The organism is Pseudomonas sp. GYB4201 (genome assembly GCF_056312595.1).
The window spans coordinates 1-14,260 of record NZ_JBWGIG010000074.1 but is presented as its reverse complement, the minus strand read 5'-3'; the positions used below and the strand labels follow the sequence as shown (position 1 = coordinate 14,260).

General features: G+C 63.4%; 15 protein-coding genes. 6 read left to right on the top strand and 9 right to left on the bottom strand.

All coding sequences use genetic code 11. The features are described 5' to 3' along the window. A partial coding sequence (locus AC0Z2B_RS32185) for a hypothetical protein (RefSeq protein ID WP_476302186.1) occupies positions 1 to 288 on the top strand: 288 nt, incomplete at its 5' end. A 53-nt stretch (positions 289 to 341) separates the two neighbouring features. On the opposite strand, the gene oprI is transcribed toward AC0Z2B_RS32185, so the two are convergent. After that, on the bottom strand, positions 342 to 593 hold the full coding sequence (gene oprI, locus AC0Z2B_RS32180; protein ID WP_008372139.1) for an outer membrane lipoprotei OprI: 252 nt from the start codon (positions 591 to 593) through the stop codon (positions 342 to 344). Between the two features lie 588 nt (positions 594 to 1,181). On the opposite strand from oprI, the gene AC0Z2B_RS32175 reads away from it, so the two are divergent. Beyond that, positions 1,182 to 1,463 carry a GNAT family N-acetyltransferase gene (locus AC0Z2B_RS32175; protein ID WP_416423306.1) on the top strand — a complete coding sequence of 94 codons (282 nt, stop codon included), beginning with the start codon at positions 1,182 to 1,184 and terminating at the stop codon, positions 1,461 to 1,463. A gap of 69 nt (positions 1,464 to 1,532) precedes the next feature. Here AC0Z2B_RS32175 and AC0Z2B_RS32170 read toward each other — a convergent pair whose 3' ends face one another. Then, positions 1,533 to 2,609 (bottom strand): 3-deoxy-7-phosphoheptulonate synthase, encoded by a 1,077-nt coding sequence (locus AC0Z2B_RS32170; RefSeq protein ID WP_416423307.1) that lies wholly within the window; start codon positions 2,607 to 2,609, stop codon positions 1,533 to 1,535. Between the two features lie 147 nt (positions 2,610 to 2,756). Next, the gene (locus AC0Z2B_RS32165) at positions 2,757 to 3,188 is read right to left on the bottom strand and encodes a PilZ domain-containing protein (RefSeq protein WP_416423308.1); all 432 of its coding nucleotides are present in this window, start codon (positions 3,186 to 3,188) and stop codon (positions 2,757 to 2,759) included. Between AC0Z2B_RS32165 and AC0Z2B_RS32160 the strand changes: the two genes are divergently transcribed. The 3 genes from AC0Z2B_RS32160 to cysB all read left to right on the top strand — a co-directional run bounded on the left by AC0Z2B_RS32160 (position 3,187) and on the right by cysB (position 5,262). After that, entirely contained in the window at positions 3,187 to 3,573 is a 387-nt protein-coding gene (locus tag AC0Z2B_RS32160; protein ID WP_476302183.1) for a YbbN family protein, read from the top strand. The genes AC0Z2B_RS32165 and AC0Z2B_RS32160 overlap by 2 nt on opposite strands. A gap of 94 nt (positions 3,574 to 3,667) precedes the next feature. Next, positions 3,668 to 4,168 (top strand): universal stress protein, encoded by a 501-nt coding sequence (locus AC0Z2B_RS32155; RefSeq protein ID WP_416423310.1) that lies wholly within the window; start codon positions 3,668 to 3,670, stop codon positions 4,166 to 4,168. A gap of 119 nt (positions 4,169 to 4,287) precedes the next feature. After that, positions 4,288 to 5,262: an HTH-type transcriptional regulator CysB gene (gene cysB, locus AC0Z2B_RS32150; protein ID WP_476302181.1), complete on the top strand. Its 975-nt coding sequence runs from the start codon at positions 4,288 to 4,290 to the stop codon at positions 5,260 to 5,262. A gap of 53 nt (positions 5,263 to 5,315) precedes the next feature. Here the strand turns inward: cysB and AC0Z2B_RS32145 are convergent, their stop codons facing one another. The 6 genes from AC0Z2B_RS32145 to ppsR all read right to left on the bottom strand — a co-directional run bounded on the left by AC0Z2B_RS32145 (position 5,316) and on the right by ppsR (position 11,626). Continuing rightward, positions 5,316 to 6,050, bottom strand: coding sequence for a phosphoadenylyl-sulfate reductase (locus AC0Z2B_RS32145; RefSeq protein ID WP_476302179.1), 735 nt, complete (start codon positions 6,048 to 6,050; stop codon positions 5,316 to 5,318). 106 nt (positions 6,051 to 6,156) lie between these two features. After that, the gene (pabB, locus tag AC0Z2B_RS32140; protein WP_476302177.1) at positions 6,157 to 7,500 is read right to left on the bottom strand and encodes an aminodeoxychorismate synthase component I; all 1,344 of its coding nucleotides are present in this window, start codon (positions 7,498 to 7,500) and stop codon (positions 6,157 to 6,159) included. Between the two features lie 163 nt (positions 7,501 to 7,663). Continuing rightward, entirely contained in the window at positions 7,664 to 8,647 is a 984-nt protein-coding gene (locus AC0Z2B_RS32135; protein ID WP_476302175.1) for an alpha-L-glutamate ligase-like protein, read from the bottom strand. Continuing rightward, positions 8,648 to 10,180, bottom strand: a complete 1,533-nt coding sequence (rloB, locus tag AC0Z2B_RS32130; protein WP_476302173.1) for an osmotic stress tolerance membrane protein RloB — start codon at positions 10,178 to 10,180, stop codon at positions 8,648 to 8,650. It lies immediately after the preceding gene. 5 nt (positions 10,181 to 10,185) lie between these two features. Further along, entirely contained in the window at positions 10,186 to 10,719 is a 534-nt protein-coding gene (rloA, locus tag AC0Z2B_RS32125; RefSeq protein ID WP_416423316.1) for a retropepsin-like aspartic peptidase RloA, read from the bottom strand. A gap of 88 nt (positions 10,720 to 10,807) precedes the next feature. After that, on the bottom strand, positions 10,808 to 11,626 hold the full coding sequence (gene ppsR / locus AC0Z2B_RS32120; RefSeq protein ID WP_416423317.1) for a posphoenolpyruvate synthetase regulatory kinase/phosphorylase PpsR: 819 nt from the start codon (positions 11,624 to 11,626) through the stop codon (positions 10,808 to 10,810). Positions 11,627 to 11,805: 179 nt separating this feature from the next. Between ppsR and ppsA the strand changes: the two genes are divergently transcribed. Beyond that, the gene (gene ppsA / locus AC0Z2B_RS32115) at positions 11,806 to 14,181 is read left to right on the top strand and encodes a phosphoenolpyruvate synthase (protein ID WP_476302170.1); all 2,376 of its coding nucleotides are present in this window, start codon (positions 11,806 to 11,808) and stop codon (positions 14,179 to 14,181) included. Positions 14,182 to 14,260: the final 79 nt, after the last annotated feature.

The window sequence follows — 14,260 nt, the reverse complement described above, 5'->3', positions numbered from 1 at the left end:
GGCCCTCCGCTGCGCTACGGGTCCCCTCCTTCCGGCGCCGCTCAACGGGCAGACGGCACCCGCTATAGAAGCCTGCGGGTTACCGTCTCTTCGGCCTGCGGCCTCGGCCCTTCGGGCAGCCCGTTGAGCGACGCCTCCAGTCGGCCCGGGCGCTTTACGGGGCATACAATCAAGATCACAAGCCAGATCAAAAGCCAGATCAAAAGCCAGATCAAAAGCCAGATCAAGATCACAAGCCAAGGCAAGATCACAAGCAATGGTAACGGCCGCTGTTTTTTCCAGGCATAAAAAAAGCCAGCCCACCAAAGGTGGGCTGGCCTTGCAATAATCCCGAGGGACTATTACTTACGGCTTGCCTTGTCCAGCATGCGCAGAGCGCGCTCGTTGGCTTCGTCAGCAGTCTGTTGAGCTTTCTGGGCAGCAGCCAGAGCTTCGTCAGCTTTGCGATAAGCTTCGTCAGCACGAGCTTGAGCGCGAGCCGAAGCATCTTCGGTAGCGGTCAGGCGAGCTTCGGTTTCTTTGGAGGCGCTGCTGCAACCGGTAGCCAGGACGGCGGCCAGAGCCAGAGCAGAGAATTTCAGAACGTTGTTCATCGTGATCCCCTTCAAGGACTTTCTATTTAAAGCCATCTCTCGTGAGTGAGAAAATAGCCGGCGTACATAGTACCCATTACTTGTAGTAAGTAAAATGACCTAACGCAAGAAGCAAAAAAAATTCTCACCGACCCCTCTGTTGTATTGACGACAGCCCACGTACAGGTTCCACCAGCCAGTCTGGAAAAGGCGTCAGGGGGCGGCCGAGGTGTGAGCTGCATCACCTTTGCAGCGGTCACTATTAAACCTGGGCAACCCTTCCCGGTGTGTTTGGTAAAGCCTGCTAAAGTGTTTTTTACTGAACTAGTAGTGACTTCAATTGTCGGCAGTCGTCGAAGGTTTAACATTCGGCAATGTTCAGTCGGGGCTGCCTTCAGATGTTCGGTCACGTAAATGTTACGTGCAGCCGGGCGAGTGTCTTGAGTGTCGGTGGCAACGGCGCCTACTATTGAGCTACGTGCTCCTTTGAAAAGAGAACGACAAAGCTCGTCTCTGTGTCGAAACAGGCACGGGGTGGCGTAGAAGGTTCCTTCGCCGGAAAAACATCGGTAAGGTAAGGGTCACATACAAGACCCGCGAGGAGTTGTGATGAGCGAGGCGTTGTCCATCCACCATGACCAGGCCGGTCACCAATTCGAGACCAACGTAGACGGTCATCGTGCCTACCTGACCTACATGGACCTGGGTAAGCAGACGCTGGATATCTATCGTACCTTCGTGCCCAACGCGTTGCGCGGCCGCGGCATTGCCGCGGCCCTTACCGAGCAGGCGCTGGCCTATGCCGACCGCATGGGGTACACCGTGATCCCGTCGTGCTCCTACGTGGAGCGCTACATGGAACGTCACCAGCGGCACGCCGCCAAGACCTGAACGCGCGTCGGCCACCAGCCAGACACGAAAACGCCGGGGCATGCCCCGGCGTTTTCATGTGCGCGCTGCTTAGCCGCGGGCGCGCTTGGGCAGCACGTCCTTGAGTTTGGCGTGCATGTTGCGCAGGGTGGTCTCGGTGCTGGCCCAGTCGATGCAGGCATCAGTGATGGACACCCCGTACTGCAGCTCGGCCAGGTCCTTGGGAATGGCCTGGCAACCCCAGTTCAGGTGGCTTTCCACCATCAGGCCGATGATCGAGTTGTTGCCCTCGACGATCTGGTTGGCGACGTTCTCCATCACCAGCGGCTGCAGGGCCGGGTCCTTGTTGGAGTTGGCGTGGCTGCAGTCGACCATGATGTTGGGGCGGATGCTGGCCTTGTTCAGGGCCTGCTCGCACAGGGCGACGCTTACCGAGTCATAGTTGGGCTTGCCGTTGCCGCCGCGCAGCACCACGTGGCCGTAGGCGTTGCCCTTGGTGGTGACGATGGACACGCCACCTTCCTGGTTGATGCCCAGGAAACGGTGCGGGCTGGAGACTGACTGCAGGGCGTTGATGGCCACGGTCAGGCCGCCGTCGGTGCCGTTCTTGAAGCCCACGGCCGAAGACAGGCCCGAGGCCATTTCCCGGTGGGTCTGGGATTCGGTGGTGCGCGCGCCGATGGCCGACCAGCTGATCAGGTCCTGCAGGTACTGCGGCGAGATTGGGTCCAGGGCTTCGGTGGCGGTCGGCAGGCCCATTTCCGCCAGGTCCAGCAGCAGCTGGCGGCCGATGTGCAGGCCGTCCTGGATCTTGAACGAGTCGTCCAGGTACGGGTCGTTGATCAGGCCTTTCCAACCCACGGTGGTGCGCGGCTTCTCGAAGTACACGCGCATCACCAGGTACAGGGTGTCGCTCACTTCAGCGGCCAGGGCCTTGAGGCGCTCGGCGTATTCGTGGGCGGCCTTGATGTCGTGGATGGAGCAGGGGCCGATCACCACGAACAGGCGGTGGTCCTTGCCATCGAGAATGTCGCGGACAACCTGGCGGCCCTGGGTCACGGTCTTCAGCGCGGCCGGGCTCAGGGGGATGTCCCGCTTGAGCTGGTCGGGGGTGATCAGGGTGTCGTTGGAGGCGACGTTGAGGTCGTCGATCGGTAAATCAGCCATCGTGTTACTCGTCAGGTCACGGGTGCCGGCCGCCAGCGATCCCCCCGCGCGGCGGAGCACAGCTTATTTTGGGCGCAGCGGGGACCGGAACCTTAGCGCGAACGCAGGGGCTGCGACAATGGGGCGCGGGCGAAATGCGTAACGAATTTAATACGAAGCGTCGCTCAGGCTGGCCTGGGAGAACTCCGCAGCGTGGCGCTCCACCCACTGCCGGGCCAGCGCGTCGATGCTTTCCACGTTGGCGGAAAAGGGTGATTGTGTTTCGCAGTATTGCTGGATCTGGCAGACCTGCTCGCCCATGCGCGCGCCGAACAGCGTCTGTTCATCGGTAAAGGCCACGCCGATCAGGTAGCCTGCAGGCTGTTTGCGGCACCAGGCCACGTAGCCGGGGTAGCGCAGGCCGTTGTTCAGGGTGGGCATGCTCAGGTCGATGGCGGTGCCGGCGCGGTAGGCGCGGTGGTGCTGGCAGGCTACGCCGCCCAGGCTGATCACGTGCAGGCGGCGGGCGGCAAGGGCAGGGCGGTGACACAGGTTCAACTCTACGGCTACATCGAAAGGATGAGGAAGAAAACGACCCATGAACACTGGCTCCGAGTGTCAGCTGGTTGACGAAGATGCCTGCAGGCCCCTGCAGGAACTGGAACTGACTGATTTGACTATAGATCACGTATTGCTGGATGCGCCGGGTACGTCACTGCTGATTTTCACCGGCGCCGGCTGTGCCAGTTGCCGGGTGGCGCGCCGCGAGCTGCCGCGCCTGCCGCTGGCGGTGCAGCGCTTGTGCTGGATCGACGCCGGCGACAACTTCGGCGCGGTGCAAAGGTACGAGGTCTTCCACTTGCCTGCAATCTTTGTCGTGCACGACGGCCAGTTCCATGGCGCGCTGAACGCGCGGCTGCTGGCGGGCGAAATCGACCTGCGGGTGCGCGAGGCCTTGCTGCGCGCGCCCGACGAGCTGCCGTGAGTCCCGTCCGCGAGGTTATGAGCGGGGCGTCGGACTGTGGGCGGCGCTGCTAAGCTTGTGCAAGCTCTGCCGTTTTGGCAGTCGAGGAGATCACATGATCCGTTCGATGCTGTATGCCACTGACCTGGGTCTGTACGCCCCCTACGTGATGCAACACGCGCTGGCCCTGGCGCGCACCTTCAAGGCCGACCTCTACGTGATCCATGCCGTGGAGCCCATGGGGCTGTTCGCCGAGTCGGTTTTGCAGAGCTACCTGGACGAGCCTACCCTCAACGAGCTGCACAGCGAGGGCCTGAGCACCATGATGGCCGGCATCGAGCACAAGGTGCTCGACGGCTTTCGCGAAGAGCTGGGCGAAGGCCAGCAGGACCTGGCCCTGATCACCGCCGTGCGCGTGCGCCAGGGCGACCCGGCCCAGGTCATCCTCGACCAGGCCCAGCGCCTGGCGGTGGACCTGTTGATCGTCGGCAGCCACAGCCACGGCGCCGGTGCCGACATTCCCCTGGGGCGCACCGCCGCGCGGGTGCTGCAGCTCTCTACGGTGCCGGTTTACATGGTGCCGCTGTCCCAGCAGCTGGGCCGGCGCAAGGCTTGAGCACGGGCAAGGGTGCACTCACGTACAAATTCTGATAAAAAGTTCTAGATTTATTACCCAGACCATTAATATAGTTATAACTCGTCGCTGTTGGCGTTTATCTGCTTTGAGGGATTCATATGAAGCTTCAACAATTGCGCTACATCTGGGAAGTAGCGCACCACGACCTCAACGTCTCCGCGACAGCACAAAGTCTCTATACCTCCCAGCCCGGCATCAGCAAGCAGATCCGCTTGCTCGAGGACGAGCTGGGCGTTGAAGTCTTCGCCCGCAGCGGCAAGCACCTGACCCGGGTCACCCCGGCCGGTGAGCGCATCATCACCACCGCCGGCGAGATCCTGCGCAAGGTGGAAAGCATCAAGCAGATCGCCCAGGAATTCTCCAACGAGAAGAAAGGCACGCTGTCCATCGCCACCACCCACACCCAGGCGCGCTACGCGCTGCCGCCGGTGATCAGCAACTTCATCAAGCAATACCCCGACGTGGCGCTGCACATGCACCAGGGCTCGCCCATGCAGATCGCCGAGATGGCCGCCGACGGCACCGTCGATTTCGCCATCGCCACCGAGGCGCTGGAGCTGTTCGGCGACCTGATCATGATGCCGTGCTACCGCTGGAACCGTTGCGTGGTGGTGCCCCAGGGGCACCCGCTGACCAAGCTACCGAAGCTGACCCTGGAAGTGCTGGCCGAATACCCGATCGTGACCTACGTGTTCGGTTTCACCGGCCGTTCCAAGCTGGACGAAGCCTTCAGCCACCGCGGCCTGACCCCCAAGGTGGTGTTCACCGCAGCCGACGCCGACGTAATCAAGACTTACGTGCGCCTGGGCCTGGGCGTGGGCATCGTCGCCAAGATGGCGGTGGACACCAAGCTCGACAGTGACCTGGTCATGCTCGACGCCGACCACCTGTTCGAGGCCAGCATCACCAAGATCGGCTTCCGCCGTGGCACCTTCCTGCGTGGCTTCATGTGCGACTTCATCGAGAAGTTCGCCCCGCACCTGACCCGTGACGTGATGGCCAAGGCCATCCAGTGCCACAACAAGCAGGAGCTGGAAGAGCTGTTCGACGGCGTCGAACTGCCGGTGCATTGATTCCCGGCCTTCGGGCATAAAAAAACCGGCCAATCTGGCCGGTTTTTTTTGCTTCAGGCTTTCTGGATCAGGTTGCCTGCATGCAGCCCGCATTCCTTCTGCGTGGCTTCTTCCCACCACCAGCGGCCTTCGCGCTCGTGCTGGTTGGGCAGCACGGGGCGGGTGCAGGGCTCGCAGCCGATGCTGATGAAGCCGCGCTCGTGCAGGCTGTTGTACGGCAGCTCAAGCATGCGGATGTAGCCCCAGACTTCCTCGCTGCTCATCTGCGCCAGCGGGTTGAACTTGTACAGCGGGCGCTCGGGCGTGGAAAACGCGCCGTCGATTTCCATCACCGCCACCTGGCTGCGGGTGCCCGGGCTCTGGTCGCGGCGCTGGCCGGTGGCCCAGGCCTTGACGGTGGACAGCTTGCGGCGCAGCGGCTCGATCTTGCGGATGCCGCAGCATTCGCCGTGGCCGTCCTTGTAGAAGCTGAACAGGCCCTTTTCCTTCACGAACGGCTCAAGCCGGGTGTGGTCGGGGGACACCAGCTCGATGGTGATGTTGTAGTGCTCGCGCACTTGGTCGATGAACCGGTAGGTCTCCGGGTGCAGGCGGCCGGTGTCGAGGCTGAATACCTTGACGTTCTTGTTCAGCTTCCACGCCATGTCCACCAGCACCACGTCTTCGGCGCCGCTGAAGGAGATCCACAGCTCGTCGCCGAAGTGCTCGAAGGCAAGCTTGAGGATGTCCTGGGGGGACTTGTTGGCATAAGTCGCGGCGAGTTCGGCGACGTCGAGGTTCAGGCTCATCAGGCGGCTTCCTAGGTCATTCGGCGCTTGGGCGCTCATTTGTGTCCGATGGTAACAAAAATTGCTGGGCAGGGCCTGTCTGGCACCTGTAGCCGCTGCCGCGAGGCTACAGGGCGGCGAGGGTGTCCATCAGCACCCTGACCTTGAACACCGACTCGGCATATTCATCTTCCCAGCGCGAATCCGCCACAATGGCGCCACCGCCCCAGCAGCTCACGTGGCCGTCCTTCACCAGCAGGCTGCGGATGGCGATGGAGCTGTCCATGTGCCCGCGCACGTCCAGGTACAGCAGCGAACCGCAGTACAGTGCCCGACGGGTGGGCTCCAGCTCGTCGATGATCTGCATCGAGCGGATCTTCGGTGCGCCGGTGATCGAGCCGCCGGGGAAGCTGCCAGCCAGCAGGTCGAGGCAGTCCTTGCCGTCGGCCAGCTGGCCGATCACGGCGCTGACCATGTGGTGCACGTTGGGGTAGCTTTCCAGGGCGAACAGCTCGGGCACGCGCACCGAGCCGATCTTGCAGGTGCGGCCCAGGTCGTTGCGCAGCAGGTCGACGATCATCAGGTTTTCCGCCCGGTCCTTCAGGCTGGCCAGCAGCTCGCGGCCGTTGGCGGCATCGCGCGCAGGGTCGGCGTCACGCTGGCGGGTGCCCTTGATGGGGCGGGTCTCGACGTGGCCGTCGCTGACCTGCACGAACCGCTCCGGCGACAGGCTGAGGATGGCGCTGCCGTCCTCCAGGGCCAGGAACCCGGAAAACGGCGTCGGGCAGGCCTCGCGCAGGGCGCGGTAGGCGGTCCATGGGTCGCCATGGCAGGGCGCGCGGAAGCGCTGGGTCTGGTTCACCTGGTAGCAGTCGCCGGCGGCGATGTAGGCCTGGATGCGCTCGAAGGCCTGGCGGTATTGCTCGGGCGCCAGGTCCGGGCGCATGGGGGCGTCCAGCTTGAACGGGCCGGCCGCGCTGCTGGCGGGCTGGCTGAACAGCGTGGCCAGGCGCTGGCGCTCGTCGGCGCCCACGCTGGGGTGGAATATCAGCTGGCTGCTGCGCAACTGGTGGTCGCTGATCAGCGCCCAGGCGTACAGGCCCAGGTGCGCATCGGGCAGTTGCAGGTCGTCCACGGCCACGCTGGGCAGGTGCTCCAGGCGCCGGCCGAAATCGTAGCTCAGGTAGCCGATCAGTCCGCCGGCGAACGGCAGCTCCATGCCCTGGGGCAGCTGCGCCGGGCCCAGGCGGCCAAGGGCGGCGCGCAGGCGTTGCAGGTAGGCGTCGCCGCTTTCATCTGGCAGCGCGCGCAGGGTTTCTATCGGCCAGGCGCTGAGGATGTCGAAGCGCCCGCGCTCGGCGGCCGGCTTGGCGCTGTCCAGCAGGATGGCGCCGGGGGCGTGGCGGATGGCGGCGAACCAGGCGCCGGGGTCGGGGCTGTAGGGCAGGGGTACGACGGAGCAGGTAGGCATGCGGGCGGTGGAACACCATCGAAAAGCGAGGGGGGCGATTGTAGACCTGTGGAGGCAAACTTTGTAGCCGCTGCCGCCAGGCTGCGCTGGCCCTCATGTACGCTGAAGTTGTCGAGTGTACTCAGGGGCCAGCGCAGCCTGTGGCAGCGGCTACAGGTTGCGGTCAGGCTGGCGTCGGCACGTGCCCGAACAGCCCCTGGGTAAAGCGCACGCGCTCTGCAGCGCTTTCCGTCAGCCCTTCGGCGGCCAGTTCCGCCAGGCGCGCTTCCACCGCTTCGGTGCGGTGGGTCAGGCCGCAGTCGTTGGCGATCTGGATGTTCAGCCCCGGGCGGGCGTTGAGCTCCAGGATCAACGGGCCCTTTTCCTGGTCCAGCACCATGTCCACGCCGATGTAGCCCAGGCCGCACAGCTCGTAGCAGCCGGCGGCCAGCTTCATGAAACCGTCCCAGTTGGGCAGTTGCACGCCGTCCACCGCGTTGGTGGTGTCGGGGTGCTTGCTGATGATGCTGTTCAGCCAGGTGCCGCGCAGGGTCACGCCGGTGGCCAGGTCCACGCCCACGCCGATGGCGCCCTGGTGCAGGTTGGCCTTGCCGTTGGACTGGCGGGTGGGCAGGCGCAGCATGGCCATCACCGGGTAGCCCATCAGCACGATGATGCGGATGTCCGGCACGCCTTCATAGCTGATGCTGCGGAAGATCTGGTCGGGGGTGACCCGGTATTCGATCAGCGCGCGGTCGCGGTGGCCGCCCAGGGAGTACAGGCCGGTGAGGATGCTGGAAATCTGGTGTTCGATCTCGTCGTGGCTGATGATGCGCCCCGACACCGTGCGGTAGCGCCCCTCGAAGCGGTCGGCCACCACCAGGATGCCGTCGCCGCCGGCGCCCTGGGCCGGCTTGATGACGAAGTCGCTGCGCCCGCCGATGATGGCCGGCAGCTGGCTGATTTCCTTCTCGGTGGAAATCACCCCGTACATTTCCGGCACGTGGATGCCGGCGGCGATCGCCCGTTCCTTGGTGATGATCTTGTCATCGACGATAGGGTACAGGCTGCGCTTGTTGTACTTGAGCACGTAGTCGGCGTTGCGCCGGTTGATGCCCATGATGCCCCGCGCCTGCAGGGCTTTCCAGGTCTTGAACAGGCCGAACATTCAGCTGTCCGCCTTGACGAAGGCCTTGAAGCGCAACAGCTCGGTCAGGCGGTAGCCGCGGTAGCGCCCCATGGCCAGCATGAAGCCCACCATGATCAGCAGGATGGCCGGGAAGGTGAACACGAAGTACACCAGCTGCGGCACGGTCATCAGCAGGTGCGCCAGCGAGGCGGCGAACAGCGTGCCGATGGCCACTTTCATGGCATGGCTGCCGCCGCGCTCCTCCCAGGTGATGGACAGGCGCTCGATGGTCATGGTCAGGATCACCATCGGGAACAGCGCCACCGACAGGCCGCGCTCCAGCCCCAGTTTGTGGCTGAACAGGCTGATGGCGGCGATCAGCACCACCACGAAGGTCAGTACCACCGACAGCCGCGGCAGCATCTGCAGCTTCAGGTGCTCGAGGTAGGAGCGCAACGACAGCCCCAGGGCGGTGATCACCGTGAACAGGGCAATGCCGAAGCCCAGCTGGGTCTCGCGGAACGCCAGGGCGATCAGCACCGGGGTGAAGGTGCCCAGGGTCTGCAGGCCGATCAGGTTGCGCAGGATCAGGATCACCAGCACGCCGATGGGGATCATCACCATGATCATGAACGTCTGCTGGGTCTGCAGCGGCAGGCTGTACAGCGAGTATTCGAGGAAGTCGGCGTCGGTGTTGGCGTCGGTCAGCTTGGCCAGGCGGATGGCATTCATCTCGCTGTTGTTGAGGGTGAAGGTCACCAGGGCCTTCTTGCCGCCTTCCACGCTGATCAGGTTTTCGTCGCCGGTCCACCACACCAGGCGGTCGGCGGGCAGGCCTTGTTCGCCGGTCTCGGGGTTGAAGTACAGCCACTGGCTGCCGTTGAAGCTGCGCAGCCACAGTTCGGGTGCTTGCGGCTGGTCGGCCACCAGGCGGATGGTGTGGACCTTTTCCATGGGTACGTGGGCGATGGACAGCAGCAGGTCGACGATGCTGGCCTTGTGCGCGGTGGACGGGTCGCCCGCCAGCAGCAGCTTGACGTTGTCGTCGCCCAGGTTGTTGACGCGCTTGATGGTCTCGCTGACGAAGGTCTCGACGTCGGCCGAATGCTGGCGGATCGGCGCCAGCAGGGCTTCGGCGGCGATCTTCTCCGGGCCGTCGATGGTCATGCTGTCGCGGAAGGTCGGGCCCTTGATCTTGGGCTTCTCGCTGCTGTAGCGCTTGGTCAGCACCAGGCGGTAGTACAGGGTCTGGTTGCCGCTGGCGCGCCGCGCCGACCAGGTGACCTTGCGGTTGCCGTCGATGCGGTTGACGTTCACCCCGTAGTTATTGGAGATGAAGCTTTCGTTCAGGCTCACGTAGTCGCGGGTCAGCGGTGGTACGAACATCTGGATCTTGACCGGGTCCTTGGGGCTGGCGACGAACTCGACCTTGGCGTCGATGTTCCATAGGTCGTCGGTCTCGTCCTCGGTCATGGGGATGCCGAGCACGAAGATCTGATAGGCCGTGATCGCCAGGCCCAGGGTGACCAGGACGGCGATGAGGACTTTCAGGTGGAGGGTAAGCGAACGCATCGGGATTACTCTGCGGTAGGAGCGTTGCGGCAGGCAGGCTTGCCGGCGGCATATTTTAGACTGGGGTCGACCAGCGCATTGAAATGCGTGAGCGCGTCGCTGCCGATCAGCAGCGGGTACTGGAACGCGCTGCGGTCGGTGAGGTTGACCTCGATGTCACGTTCTTCCTGGCCCATGCACACGGCCAGGGTAATGACCGGGCGGGCGGTGTAGTGCTGGCCAGCGTCGGCGTCGTAGTCGCCGGCGCGGCGCTTGATATGGGTGACACGCGCCAGGGGGCGTTCGATGGGGTGGCTATGGGCCGAGTCGATGGCCAGGTAGAAGCGCACCCAGGACTCGCCGTCGCGCTTGAACCGCTTGATGTCGCGGGCGCTGAGCGAGGCGGTCTTGGCACCGGTGTCGAGCTTGGCGGCCACCTGCAGGTCGATATCGTCCAGGCGTGCGTATTCGTTGAGGCCGTAGGTGGTCTTTTCGGCGGCCGTGGCAAGGCCTGGGACGAACAGCAGGCAGATCAGGCGGTGCAGAGGCTTGATGGTCATGGTTCCCGGAAATCAGCACCCACGGCGCGGGCGGCGCATTCTAGCATGATGGTTTCATGGCGCCAGCGAACGGGGTGCGGGGTCGGGGTTATTTGAACCGGCGCTCCACGCCTTTCTCTACAAGGATCTTGGCGGAAATCTCTTCAACCGAGAAATGTGTTGAATTGATATTGGGGATGTTCTCGCGGCGGAACAGGTTTTCCACCTCGCGCACCTCGAATTCGCACTGGGCGAAGCTCGAATAGCGGCTGTTGGGCTTGCGTTCGTGGCGGATGGCGGTCAGCCGGTCGGGGTCGATGGTCAGGCCGAACAGCTTGTGCTGGTGGGCCTTGAGGGCTGCCGGCAGCTGCAGGCGCTCCATGTCGTCCTCGGTCAGCGGGTAGTTGGCTGCGCGAATACCGAACTGCATTGCCATGTACAGGCACGTTGGCGTCTTGCCGCAACGGGAAACACCGACCAGAATCAAGTCAGCCTTGTCGTAGTAGTGCGTGCGCGCGCCGTCGTCATTGTCCAGGGCGAAATTCACCGCCTCGATGCGCTCCATGTAGTTGGAGTTGTGCCCGATGGAGTGGGATTTGCCCACCGAATAGGACGAATGGGCGCTCAGTTCCTGCTCCAGCGGGGCCAGGAAGGTGGAGAAGATGTCGATCATGAAACCGTTGGAGGTGGCCAGCACCTCGCGGATTTCCTGGTTGACGATGGTATCGAAAATGATTGGTCGCACGCCGTCGCGGTCGGCTGAATCGTTTATCTGCTTGACCATCGTCCGGGCTTTGTCGACGCTGTCGATGTAGGGGCGCGTGAACTTGTTGAACGTAATGTTCTCAAATTGAGCCAGCAGGCTCTGCCCCAGCGTTTCGGCGGTGATACCCGTGCCGTCGGAGATAAAGAAAGCAGATCGTTTCATTTGCGCCTTGGGCCTTAAGCTGGTGACGATTCTTGGATATGATAGGCCGGATTTGCCGGCCTTGATTGCCTGGCATTCTCACTTATTTTCCGGGTCCAGGCCATAAACACTCGGCACCCTCCCAATCGGGAGCTGTACGGGTCCTGAGCTTTTCCAACACAGTTAGTGGAGAGATCACCTTGGTAGAGTACGTAGTTTCCCTCGATAAGCTCGGCAAACACGATGTTGAGCATGTGGGGGGCAAGAACGCATCCCTTGGCGAGATGATCAGCAACCTTGCCGGTGCCGGCGTATCGGTACCCGGTGGCTTTGCCACTACGGCTCAGGCTTACCGCGATTTTCTCGAACAGAGCGGCCTGAACGCTCAGATCCATGCGGCGCTGGACGCCCTGGACGTGGATGACGTGAATGCCCTGGCCAAGACCGGCGCGCAGATCCGCCAGTGGATCATGGACGCCGAGTTCCCCGAACAACTGAACACCGAGATCCGCGCCCACTTCGCCGAACTGTCCAAGGGCAACCCGGACATCGCCGTGGCCGTGCGTTCCTCCGCTACCGCCGAAGACTTGCCCGACGCCTCGTTCGCCGGCCAGCAGGAGACCTTCCTGAACATCCGCGGCGTCGACAACGTCATCCGCGCGGCCAAGGAGGTGTTCGCCTCGCTGTTCAACGACCGCGCCATTTCCTACCGTGTGCACCAGGGCTTCGACCACAAGCTGGTGGCCCTGTCGGCCGGCGTGCAGCGCATGGTGCGTTCGGAAACCGGCACCGCTGGCGTGATGTTCACCCTGGACACCGAATCGGGCTTCCGCGACGTGGTGTTCATCACCGGCGCCTACGGCCTGGGCGAAACCGTGGTGCAGGGTGCGGTCAACCCTGACGAATTCTACGTGCACAAGCACACCCTGGAAGCGGGCCGCCCGGCCATTTTGCGCCGCAACCTGGGCAGCAAGGCCATCAAGATGATCTACGGCGCCGAGGCCAAGGCCGGCAAGTCGGTGCAGACCGTCGACGTCGACAAGGCCGACCGCGCGCGCTTCTGCCTTACCGACGCGCAGGTCAGCGAGCTGGCCAAGCAGGCCATGATCATCGAGAAGCACTACCAGTGCCCGATGGACATCGAATGGGCCCAGGACGGTGACGACGGCAAGCTGTACATCGTGCAGGCGCGTCCGGAAACCGTGAAAAGCCGCGCCCAGGCCAACGTCATGGAGCGCTACCTGCTGAAAGAGAAGGGCACCGTGCTGGTGGAAGGCCGTGCCATCGGCCAGCGCATCGGCGCCGGCCGCGTGCGGATCATCAAGGACGTGTCCGAGATGGACAAGGTCCAGCCAGGCGACGTGCTGGTCTCCGACATGACCGACCCGGACTGGGAACCGGTGATGAAGCGCGCCAGCGCCATCGTCACCAACCGTGGCGGCCGTACCTGCCACGCGGCCATCATTGCCCGCGAGCTGGGCATTCCGGCGGTGGTGGGTTGCGGCAACGCCACCCAGCTGCTGGTCGACGGCCAGGGCGTGACCGTGTCCTGCGCCGAAGGCGACACCGGCTACATCTTCGAGGGCGAACTGGGCTTCGACATCAAGAAGAACTCGGTGGACGCCATGCCCGAGCTGCCGTTCAAGATCATGATGAACGTCGGCAACCCCGACCGCGCCTTCGACTTCGCCCAGCTGCCCAACGCCGGTGTCGGCCTGGCGCGCCTGGAATTCATCATCAACCGCATGATCGGCGTGCACCCCAAGGCGCTGCTGAACTATGACGGCCTGCCAGCCGACATCAAGGACAGCGTCGACAAGCGCATCGCCGGCTACAGCGCGCCGGTGGACTTCTACGTCGACAAGCTGGTGGAAGGCATCAGCACCCTGGCCGCGGCGTTCTGGCCGAAGAAGGTCATCGTGCGCCTGTCGGACTTCAAGTCCAACGAATACGCCAACCTGATCGGCGGCAAGCTGTACGAGCCGGAAGAAGAGAACCCGATGCTGGGCTTCCGTGGCGCCTCGCGCTACATCAGCGAGTCGTTCCGCGAGTGCTTCGAACTCGAATGCCGCGCCCTCAAGCGCGTGCGCAACGACATGGGCCTGACCAACGTCGAGATCATGGTGCCGTTCGTGCGCACCCTGGGCGAGGCGAGCCAGGTGGTCGACCTGCTGGCCGAGAACGGCCTGGGCCGTGGCGTGAATGGCCTGCGCGTGATCATGATGTGCGAGCTGCCGTCCAACGCGCTGATGGCCGATGAGTTCCTGGAATTCTTCGACGGCTTCTCCATCGGTTCCAACGACATGACCCAGCTGACCCTGGGCCTGGACCGCGATTCGGGTATCATCGCGCACCTGTTCGACGAGCGTAACCCGGCGGTCAAGAAGCTGCTTGCCAGTGCCATTGCCGCCTGCAACAAGGCTGGCAAGTACATCGGTATCTGCGGCCAGGGCCCATCGGACCACCCTGACCTGGCCAAGTGGCTGATGGAGCAGGGCATCGAAAGCGTGTCGCTGAACCCGGACTCCGTGCTGGAAACCTGGTTCTTCCTGGCCGAGGGCCAGGGCGCCGCGTAAGGCTGTACGGGGCGCAAGCCCCACTCACCCGTAGCAGCTGCCGAAGGCTGCGTCGCTTTGCAAACAGCGACGCAGCCTT

Bases quoted from the DNA above. Each gene is read 5' to 3' on its own strand.
- oprI (WP_008372139.1), bottom strand. From the start codon at position 593: ATGAACAACGTTCTGAAATTCTCTGCTCTGGCTCTGGCCGCCGTCCTG.
- AC0Z2B_RS32175 (WP_416423306.1), top strand. From the start codon at position 1,182: ATGAGCGAGGCGTTGTCCATCCACCATGACCAGGCCGGTCACCAATTC.
- AC0Z2B_RS32170 (WP_416423307.1), bottom strand. From the start codon at position 2,609: ATGGCTGATTTACCGATCGACGACCTCAACGTCGCCTCCAACGACACC.
- AC0Z2B_RS32160 (WP_476302183.1), top strand. From the start codon at position 3,187: ATGAACACTGGCTCCGAGTGTCAGCTGGTTGACGAAGATGCCTGCAGG.
- AC0Z2B_RS32165 (WP_416423308.1), bottom strand. From the start codon at position 3,188: ATGGGTCGTTTTCTTCCTCATCCTTTCGATGTAGCCGTAGAGTTGAAC.
- AC0Z2B_RS32155 (WP_416423310.1), top strand. From the start codon at position 3,668: ATGATCCGTTCGATGCTGTATGCCACTGACCTGGGTCTGTACGCCCCC.
- cysB (WP_476302181.1), top strand. From the start codon at position 4,288: ATGAAGCTTCAACAATTGCGCTACATCTGGGAAGTAGCGCACCACGAC.
- AC0Z2B_RS32145 (WP_476302179.1), bottom strand. From the start codon at position 6,050: ATGAGCCTGAACCTCGACGTCGCCGAACTCGCCGCGACTTATGCCAAC.
- pabB (WP_476302177.1), bottom strand. From the start codon at position 7,500: ATGCCTACCTGCTCCGTCGTACCCCTGCCCTACAGCCCCGACCCCGGC.
- AC0Z2B_RS32135 (WP_476302175.1), bottom strand. From the start codon at position 8,647: ATGTTCGGCCTGTTCAAGACCTGGAAAGCCCTGCAGGCGCGGGGCATC.
- rloB (WP_476302173.1), bottom strand. From the start codon at position 10,180: ATGCGTTCGCTTACCCTCCACCTGAAAGTCCTCATCGCCGTCCTGGTC.
- rloA (WP_416423316.1), bottom strand. From the start codon at position 10,719: ATGACCATCAAGCCTCTGCACCGCCTGATCTGCCTGCTGTTCGTCCCA.
- ppsR (WP_416423317.1), bottom strand. From the start codon at position 11,626: ATGAAACGATCTGCTTTCTTTATCTCCGACGGCACGGGTATCACCGCC.